This is a genomic window from Rhodococcus sp. ENV425 (assembly GCF_002887785.1).
Classification (GTDB): domain Bacteria; phylum Actinomycetota; class Actinomycetes; order Mycobacteriales; family Mycobacteriaceae; genus Rhodococcus; species Rhodococcus aetherivorans.
This window is the reverse complement of record NZ_PCZU01000060.1, coordinates 1-8855: the sequence shown is the minus strand read 5'-3', so window position 1 is coordinate 8855 and position 8855 is coordinate 1. Positions and strand designations below refer to the sequence as shown.

Annotated in this window: 9 protein-coding genes and 1 pseudogene; 2 read left to right on the top strand and 8 right to left on the bottom strand. The window is 71.1% G+C overall.

The genetic code is table 11. The features are described 5' to 3' along the window. Window positions 1-104: 104 nt before the first annotated feature. The 3 genes from CQZ88_RS04555 to CQZ88_RS29750 are packed head-to-tail and all read right to left on the bottom strand — an operon-like array spanning window position 105 to window position 2115. Complete coding sequence (locus CQZ88_RS04555) at window positions 105-1271, bottom strand: zinc-dependent alcohol dehydrogenase (protein WP_102799313.1); 1167 nt, start codon at window positions 1269-1271, stop codon at window positions 105-107. Then, window positions 1271-1888, bottom strand: coding sequence for a hypothetical protein (locus CQZ88_RS04550; protein WP_180986945.1), 618 nt, complete (start codon window positions 1886-1888; stop codon window positions 1271-1273). Before CQZ88_RS04550 ends, CQZ88_RS04555 begins: the two co-directional genes overlap by 1 nt. 59 nt (window positions 1889-1947) lie before the next feature. Next, complete coding sequence (locus tag CQZ88_RS29750; protein WP_157127555.1) at window positions 1948-2115, bottom strand: hypothetical protein; 168 nt, start codon at window positions 2113-2115, stop codon at window positions 1948-1950. 73 nt (window positions 2116-2188) lie between these two features. Between CQZ88_RS29750 and cysK the strand changes: the two genes are divergently transcribed. Both cysK and epsC read left to right on the top strand, forming a co-directional pair. Beyond that, window positions 2189-3124: a cysteine synthase A gene (gene cysK, locus CQZ88_RS04545; protein WP_006940240.1), complete on the top strand. Its 936-nt coding sequence runs from the start codon at window positions 2189-2191 to the stop codon at window positions 3122-3124. A 7-nt stretch (window positions 3125-3131) separates the two neighbouring features. Then, a complete protein-coding gene (epsC, locus tag CQZ88_RS04540) occupies window positions 3132-3710 on the top strand; it encodes a serine O-acetyltransferase EpsC (protein WP_102799312.1) in 579 nt (192 codons plus the stop codon). Window positions 3711-3798: 88 nt separating this feature from the next. On the opposite strand, the gene CQZ88_RS04535 is transcribed toward epsC, so the two are convergent. The 5 genes and pseudogenes from CQZ88_RS04535 to CQZ88_RS04515 all read right to left on the bottom strand — a co-directional run. Then, window positions 3799-5247 (bottom strand): aldehyde dehydrogenase, encoded by a 1449-nt coding sequence (locus tag CQZ88_RS04535; RefSeq protein WP_029546090.1) that lies wholly within the window; start codon window positions 5245-5247, stop codon window positions 3799-3801. Between the two features lie 27 nt (window positions 5248-5274). Continuing rightward, window positions 5275-6432, bottom strand: a complete 1158-nt coding sequence (locus tag CQZ88_RS04530) for a hypothetical protein (RefSeq protein WP_102799311.1) — start codon at window positions 6430-6432, stop codon at window positions 5275-5277. Next, window positions 6429-7583, bottom strand: a complete 1155-nt coding sequence (locus CQZ88_RS04525; protein ID WP_102799310.1) for a phosphotransferase family protein — start codon at window positions 7581-7583, stop codon at window positions 6429-6431. The genes CQZ88_RS04530 and CQZ88_RS04525 overlap by 4 nt, the downstream gene beginning before the upstream one ends. A gap of 69 nt (window positions 7584-7652) precedes the next feature. Continuing rightward, a complete protein-coding gene (locus CQZ88_RS04520) occupies window positions 7653-8579 on the bottom strand; it encodes a dienelactone hydrolase family protein (protein ID WP_029546065.1) in 927 nt (308 codons plus the stop codon). A 78-nt stretch (window positions 8580-8657) separates the two neighbouring features. Next, window positions 8658-8855: pseudogene (locus tag CQZ88_RS04515) on the bottom strand (ROK family protein); the annotation flags it as partial.

Sequence of the window (8855 nt, the reverse complement as noted above, 5' to 3'; positions counted from 1 at the left end):
AGCTTGTCGCATCGGCCGCCTGAAACCGCCTCGATCGAATGTGTGTGACATTCGGCCCGTTGCAGGGCGCCGGCCCGTTGCAGGGCGCCGGCCCGGCACCGGGGTCACGGCCGGAACACCGCGCGCACGCAGCCGTCCTTCTTGTCCTTGAACATCTCGTACCCGCGCACCGAGTCTTCGAGCGACATGTCGTGGGTGATCAACAGGCTGGGGTCGAGCTTGCCGGCCTGCACGTGCTCGAACAGCCGCGGGACGTACCGCTGTCCGTGTTGCTGGGCGGTGCGCAGGGTCAGGCTCTTGTTGGTGAGCAGGCCCATCGGGAACTTGTCGGTGAGTCCGTAGACCCCGAGGACGGACACCACCCCACCCTTGCGGCACGCCATGATCGCCTGCCGCAGCGGCGTGGCGCGGTCGGTCTCCATCCGCAGCGCCTGCTTGACGCGGTCGTAGATCTGCATCAGGCCGGTGCCGTGGGCCTCCATGCCGACCGCCTCGATGCACGCGTCGGGTCCGCGGCCGCCGGTGCTCTCGCGCAGCGCCTCCTGCATGCTGTCCTCGGCGGAGTAGTCGATCGTCTCCAGCCCCAGCCGGGCGGCGAGGTCGAGGCGTTCGCCCAGGCGGTCGACGACGATCACTCGTTCGGCGCCGAAGATCCGGGCGCTCACGGCCGCCATCAGGCCCACGCCCCCGGCACCCCACACTGCGACGGTGTCGCCGGGGGAGATGTCGCAGAAGTCGGCCCCCATGTATCCGGTGGGCACCGCGTCGGAGAGGAACAGGGCCTGCTCGTCGGTGATCCCCTCGGGGATCGGAAAGCAGTTGACGTCGCCGAACGGCACCCGCACGTACTGCGCGTGCGAACCCTGGTACCCGCCGAACGGGTGGGTGTAGCCGTAGATGCCGCCGGACGGGTAGCCGAGCAGCGGCTGCTGCATCGCAGCGTTCGGGTTGGTGGTGTCACACGCCGAGTACAGGTCGTGGTCGCAGTACCAGCAGGCGCCGCACCCGATGAACGACGGCACGACGACGCGGTCGCCGACGTTCACGGAGGTGACCTCCGCGCCCTTCTCGACGACGTCGCCCATGAACTCGTGCCCGAACACGTCGCCCTCCCGCATGCCGGGGAGATAGCCGTCGATGAAATGCAGATCGGATCCGCAGGTGGTCGTGAGGCGGACCTCCACGATCACGTCGTGCGGGTTGAGCAGCTTCGGGTCCTCGACCGTCTCGACGGACAGGTCGTTCACGCCCATCCAGCACAGCGCTCGCATCAGTGGGATCCTTCCGCTCGGGAGTCGCGTCCGGAGGCACCGGAGCTGCCGCGGGCGCTGTGATTGCCGCGGGCGCTGGGATTGCCGCGGGCGCTGGGATTGCCGCGGGCGCTGGGATTGCAGCGCAGGGTCGGCATCTCGCCGGTCTGCAGCAGCGCGCGGGCCCGGTACAGGGCGGTGAACGTGGCCGCGCCGGTGATCAGGCCGGGCACCGGGGTGTCGGCCCGCATGCTCACCTCGGTGCCGAGGCCGTGCGGGGCGGTGGCGAACGACAGCAGGATCCGGGGCGGCTGCGACGAGTCGCCGGCGTCGGTGGCGACGAACTGCAGTTCCCCGTCGCTCTCGAGCACGCGCGTCTCCCACGTGATCGGGTCGGCGCCGAGTTCGAAGGTCCACCGGAGGCGGTCGGGGCCGCTCGCGGCGACGGAGGTGCGCTCCCCGAACACCTGCGACAGATTGGCGGGCTCGCGCCAGAACCGTTGCACCGTTTCGCGGGGTGCGCCGATGGTGACGGTCTGCTGGGGACCGGGGTGGGAGCCGGTGCGTTCGACGACGCGACGGACGACCCCCTCGATCTGCCGCCCGGATCTCTCCACGGTCTTGACGATGTCGAACACGGGTTTCTCCTTCCGGGCGCGGGCGGGCCTGCCCCGTGCCGGGTCTGGTGGGCGACGCCCTACCGCAGCGGGGTGCTGTCCTGCAGGGCTGCGACCGGCCGGCCGGCGACGTTCCGGGCGTGCCGGTGACGAGTCATGACGTCGGCTACCCGCGGGAGCAGGGTGGGCAAACCGGTGGGTCCCCGGGCGGCCGGACCGCTGTGCGGCTCCCCACGTGAATCGGACATCCGCCGGAATGATGCAATAGGTGACGACGGAACCAATCCGGTCGGCACTGCGACCGGGAGGAGGATCGGGCCCATGAGCGGTATCTACAACAATGTCACCGAGCTGGTCGGGCGAACCCCGATCGTGCGGCTGAACCGGCTGACCGAGGGTCTCGGCGCCCAGGTCGCGGTCAAGCTCGAGTTCTACAACCCGGCCAACAGCGTCAAGGACCGGATCGGCGTGGCGATCATCGACGCCGCCGAGAAGTCCGGTGAGCTGCGCCCCGGTGGCACCATCGTCGAGGGGACCAGCGGCAACACCGGTATCGCGCTGGCGATGGTCGGTGCCGCGCGCGGCTACAAGGTCATCCTGACGATGCCCGAGACGATGTCCACCGAGCGTCGCGTGATGCTGCGGGCGTTCGGCGCGGAGATCGTCCTGACCCCCGGCTCCGAGGGCATGGCCGGCGCGGTCGCGAAGGCGGAGGAGATCGTCGCGAAGACCGAGAACGCGATCCTCGCCCGCCAGTTCGCCAACCCGGCGAACCCGGAGATCCACTACCAGACCACCGGTGAGGAGATCTGGAAGGACACCGAGGGCGCGGTCGACATCTTCGTCGCCGGCATCGGCACCGGCGGCACGATCACCGGCGCGGGCCGCAGGCTCAAGGAATACAAGCCGGAGGTGAAGATCGTCGGCGTCGAACCCATCGATTCGCCCATCCTCACCGGCGGACAGCCGGGCCCGCACAAGATCCAGGGCATCGGCGCGAACTTCGTGCCCGACGTGCTCGACCGCGAGGTCTACGACGAGATCGTCGACGTCTCGTTCGACGACGCCGTCCGCGTGGGCCGGGATCTCGGCACGCAGGAGGGCATTCTCGGCGGCATCTCGTCCGGCGCGATCGTGTGGGCCGCTCTGGAGCTGGCGAAGCGTCCGGAGAACGCCGGCAAGCTCATCGTCGCCGTGGTCTGCGACTTCGGTGAGCGGTACATCTCCACTCCGCTGTTCGAGCACATCCGGGACTGAACGCATCGTGAGTGTTCTGCGCACCCTCCGGGAAGACCTGCAGGCGGCCCGCGGCCACGATCCGGCGTCGCGCGGTGACATGGAGAACGCCCTCGTGTATTCGGGGCTGCACGCGATCTGGTCGCATCGGCTCGCACACCGGATGTGGGCGCGGCCGGCGCTGCGGGGACCGGCCCGCATCCTGGCGCAGTTCACCCGCTTCCTCACGGGCATCGAGATCCACCCCGGCGCGACGATCGGACGGCGCTTCTTCGTCGATCACGGCATGGGCGTGGTGATCGGGGAGACCGCCGAGATCGGCGAAGACGTGATGATCTATCACGGCGTCACGCTCGGCGGGCGGTCGCTGGCGCGGACCAAGCGGCACCCCACCATCGGCAACCGGGTCACCATCGGCGCGGGGGCGAAGGTCCTCGGGCCGGTGGGGATCGGCGACGACGTCGCGATCGGCGCGAACGCGGTGGTCACGCGCGACGTGCCCGCCGATTCGATCGCCGTCGGCATCCCGGCGACGATCCGCCCCCGCAAGCAGCACGAGGAACTCGTGGACCCGGCCTGCTACATCGATCCTGCGATGTACATCTGAGGTCTCGCCGGCACCCGCAGTCGGCCGGGCCGAATGTCACATCGCGTCTATCCAACCGACGCGATGTGACATTCGGCCACCTACGAACTCAGGCGCCGTAGCCGGGCGGGTACAGCACCGACTTGGTCTCGCAGAACGCCTCGAGGCCCTCGGGGCCGTTCTCCCGGCCGATGCCGGAATTCTTGTAGCCGCCGAACGGCGAGCCCGGGTCGAAGGCGTACCAGTTGATGCCGTAGGTGCCGGTGCGCACCCGCGACGCCACCTCGAGGCCCTTCTCGACGTCGGTGGTGTACACCGAGCCGGCGAGGCCGTAGTCGGAGTCGTTGGCGATCTCGACGGCCTCGTCGACGCTGTCGTAGGGGATCACGCACAGCACGGGACCGAAGATCTCCTCGCGCGCGACGGTCATGGAGTTGTCGACGTCGGCGAAGATCGTCGGCTCGACGAACCAGCCCTTGTCGAGCCCGGCGGGCCGGCCGCCGCCGAGCACCAGCCGCGCGCCCTCCTCCGTGCCCTTGGCGATGTAGCCCTCGACGCGGTCGCGCTGCTTCGCGGAGATCAGCGGCCCGAGTTGCGCCGCCGCGTCGTCGGGCATGCCGACGGGGAAGAAGGCCGCGGTCGCCACCATCTTCTCGACGACCTCGTCGTAGCGCGAGCGCGGCGCCAGGATGCGGGTCTGGCCGACGCAGGCCTGCCCGGTGTTCATCAGGCCCGACATCACGAGCATCGCGACGGTCGAGTCGAGGTCGGCGTCCTCGAGGACGATGGCGGCGGACTTGCCGCCGAGTTCGAGGGAGCAGCGCTTGAGGTTCCGGGCCGCGATCTCGCCGATGTGCTTGCCGACGGCGGTCGAGCCGGTGAAGGTAATCTTGTCGATGTCGGGGTGCGAGACGAGGTACTCGCCGGTCTCGGCGCCGCCCGGGACGAGCGACAGCACGCCCTCGGGCAGCCCGGCCTCGGCGAAGATCTCCGCGACCGCGTTGGTGGTCAGCGGCGACTCGGGCGCGGGCTTGAGGACCACGGTGCAGCCGGCGAGCAGGGCCGGGCCGAGCTTGTTGATCATCAGGAACAGCGGCACGTTCCAGGCGATGACGGCGGCGACCACGCCGACGGGTTCGCGCGTCACCCGGGAGCGTCCGAAGGCGCCGGTGCGCTCCTCCGTCCACGGGAACGAATCGGCAAGTCCCGCATAGTAGTTGATGGTCGCCAGGGACGGCGTCACCTGCATCATCTGCACGGAGGCGGGCGGCTGACCCATCTCGGCGGACAGCGACGCGGCGAGGTCGGCGCTGCGCTCCTCGAGCAGCTTGGCGGCCTTGGCGAGTACCTGGGCCCGCTCGGACGGTGAGGTGCGGGGCCACGGTCCGTCGTCGAAGGCGGCACGGGCCGCGGCGACGGCGGCGTCGATGTCCGCCGGCCCGGCGACCGGCACCGAACCGACGCGTTCCTCGGTGGCCGGCGAGAACACCTCGAGTCGCTCGTCGGTCGACGGGGCGACCCAGCGGCCGCCGATGAACAGTTTGTCGTAGTCGGTCATGTTCTCTTTCCTCAACGGTCCTGGTTTCTACTGGTCGGATGTCGCTCGGTCGTTGTCGTGCGCGGGGTGGGGGTCGGCGAACCCGGTGAAGCCGTACTGCCGGTGCGGTCCGATCACGGCGACCTCGAACAGTCCGGTGCCGACGGTGTCCGACCCGGCGATCCGGAACCGCGCGAGATGGTCGGTGGGACAGAACATCAGCAGCGCCGGATCGATCTCCCGGACGTCGCGGCGCAGCGCCTGCACGACCAGTTCGCCCTGCCACATGCCGTGCCGCCAGTCCTGTTCGAGTCCGTACCCGGTGCCGATGCCGAGCAGGTTCGGCACCAGCAGTTCGCATTCGACGGTCACCGCCTCGCAGCCGGGCCGGTGGAACGTCAGCGTCGCCCCCGTGACGTTGCGGGTGCCCGGCGCGAACACCAGCCGATGTTCCGGCCGGCCCAGCCATTCGGGCTCGGCGCCGGGCCGGATCCGGACCGCCTCCTCGACCAGCCGGCGGCCGTGGTCGTCCTCCTGCACGATAGTGACGATCGTGTCGTCGTCGAACTGCATCACCGAGTAGATCCAGAAGAATCCGGGCATGCCCTCGTGGGCCGTGCGCCCGGGCGGCTCGGGCTCCCCGACGGGCCGCACCCCCCAGGAGCGGTCGCGGTTGCCGAGCCACGTGCCCGGGTCCACCTGCCGGGTCCGGCCGTCGACGGTGAGGGTGCCCGCCCACCGGCCGGTCTGCACGAACCGGGACGTGTCCATGACGACGCGCTCGAGCCGGCGCAGCCGCTGTGGGGTCTCCTCGGTGGCGGGGACGACCCCGTCGAACGTGAGATCGAAGGACAGGTCGGCGGTTTCGGCATGGCCGGGCTCGAGCACCACCCGCAGCCGCCGCAGCCCCTCGAGCACCTCGATGCGCAGCGGGCCGACGGTGGTGTCGGTGCGATCGGTCCCCAGGGCCCGCGAGGCCCGCACGACGAGGTGGTCGTCGCCGCGGCGCAGCACCGCGAAACCGTCGGCCACACCGAGATTCGGGTACTGGCCCATGCCGACGATCAGGAACAGGTCGGTGGTGTCGGCGGGGTAGCAGTTGAAGTAGTACCGGTCGTAGAAGTTGCGGTCGGACGTGGCGACGCGCCGGATCGGTTCGGCCGTCTGGTGGACGGGGTAGTCGTCCAGGGGGGAGAGGGAACTCACGGCGCCACCCCCTGCCGGTCGGTGCCGTCGAGCATGGCTTCGAGGGCGGCGCGGTGCATGATCGCGTCGTCGGGATGGCCGGGTGGCTGCGCCTGGCCGAAATGCACCGCGCGAGTGTGGATGCGCAGCATGATGATCGCGTGCTGCAGCGCCGCGTGGACGGTGTAGAAGTGCAGGTCGCGCGGGACGTGGCCGGTGCGTTGCGCGTATGCGCGGGCGACGTCGTCCAGGCGCAGGAAGCCCGGCAGGCCGGGCAGCCCGGCCGCGGCGGCGATGTCCTCGAAGAACCTGTGCAGGAACGTCATCCAGGCCAGGTCCATCTCGCGGGCGCCGAGGGTGGCCAGCTCCCAGTCGAGCACCGCGACGGGCCGGAAACCGTCGAACAGGATGTTGCCGATCCGCGCGTCGCCCCAGCACAGCACCGCGGGCGAGCGGTCGTCGGGGCAACGGGCGTCGAGCCAGGCGAGCGCACGTTCGACGAGCGGGGAGCGGGGACCACCGGTGCGGGTCGTCCACTCGTAGTAGGAGCGCTGCCGGTCCAGGTGCGCCCGGACGGCGTCGGTGACGGTGCCGGCCGGTCCCAGCCCGGCGGCCACCGGGGCGACGTCGTGGATCCGGGCCAGCACGTCGACGCACGCGTCCTGCATGGCGGCACGCTCGGCGTCGCCGGCCTCGGTGACCCAGGAGCCGAAGTTGTACGGCATGACATCCGGTGGCACCCGGCCCGCCACCCGGGTCATGACGAAGAACGGGGCCCCGAGCGGCGCGGGATCGGGCTCGTACCAGTGCACCCGGGGGACGGGGATGGTGGAGTGCTCGCCGACGGCGCGCATGACCCGGGCCTGACCCTCGAGGTCGTAGGCGGGGAAGACGGGCACGGTGGTGTCGGCGGGGGCGACGCGGGCGACGAGCGGATGGTCGGTGCCGTCCCAGCGGGCGTCGAACAGCAGCGTCTCGCTGGACATGCCGGTGGTCTCGGGGAGGTGCACGTTCTCGACGACGGGGGCGGTGACCTTGGTGGCGAGCCAGCGCTGCAGGTTCTCGCGGACCTGTCCGGGATCCCGGCGGGAGTCGCGGGGGCGCGCGACCTCGGCATCGTGGGCGGAGCCGTCCTGGGCGCCGTGCGCCGACGCGTCGGGGTCGATGCTCACGCGCTCTCCTTCCGGCCACCGGGGCTGTGACCTCGAACACTAGAACACGTTACAAGTTTTCGGAAGGGGTCAGCCGAGGTGTGTCCCGAACCAGGCGAGCATGCGGTCGTATGCCTGCGCGGCCGCGTCCGCGTTGTACCGCGGTCCGGTGTCGTTGAAGAACGCGTGGTCGGCGCCGGGGTAGGTCACCACCTCGTGCACCAGGCCCGCGCGCTCGAGGGCGGCGGTCGCCGCGTCCCGCGACGCGTTCACCCGCTGGTCGAGTTCGGCGTAGACCGCGAGGACGGCGGCCCGCGACCCGGCGAAGTCGGCGCCGTCGGGCAGCGGTCCGTAGAACGGGACGGCCGCCGCGAGGCGCGGGTCGCCGGTCGTCAGCAGCAGCCACGTCATGCCGCCGCCGAAGCAGAACCCCACGGCCCCGATGCGCCGGTCGGGCACCCGTCGCGTCAACTCGTCGATGCCCGAGCGCATGTCCTGGGAGAATCGTTGCGGCGGAACGGTACTCAGTGCGGCCGTGGCCTGCGCCGGGTCGGCGAACGACGCCGTGCCCCCCTCCTCGGAGAGCAGGTCGATCGCGAGTGCCGAGTAGCCCGCCCCCGCCAGGCGCCCGGCCACCGATCGGATGTGGTCGTTGAGCCCCTTGTTCTCGTGGACCACGAGCACGGCGCCCCGGGGGTCCGCCGCCGGCGCCCACGCACCCTGCAGCGTCCGCCCGTCCGGGCCGGGGAACGTGATCGCCTCCGTCGCAACGGCATCTGCGCTGCCCGGCGGCGCCACCGGCGACGTCGGGGCCGGAGTGCCCGAGGTCGCTCCCGGAGTCGCGGAAGGCGTTGCGGGCGAGCCGTTCTCGTTTGCGCAGGCGGCGAGCAGCGAGGATGCCGCGGTGAGGGTGAGCCCCAGCAGCCCCAGCCGTCGCAGCGCCTCGCGGCGGGTGAGCAGACCGTCGGCGTGGTCCACCGCGATCTCCTCGGCGATGTAGCGCTGGAAAGGCGTCATGGCCGCTCCCGTCCCGAGGACACTGTCTTCGTATTGTGACGCGACGGGGGCCGCGGTGCGGGCGATTCGCGCCGAAGCTCAGTCCCCGAGGGCCAGGATCCCGGCGCCGGTCAGGGTCCCCACGGCGGCGAGCCGCGCCGGCACGATCTCCAGCCCGGTCAGGAACGGCAGCCGCGCGTGCCGGGCCGCGGCCTCGCGCATCGGCCGCCACATCGGCTCCCCGGCCTGCGCGAACCCGCCGCCGACCACCACGAGGTCCACGTCCACCAGCGCCGC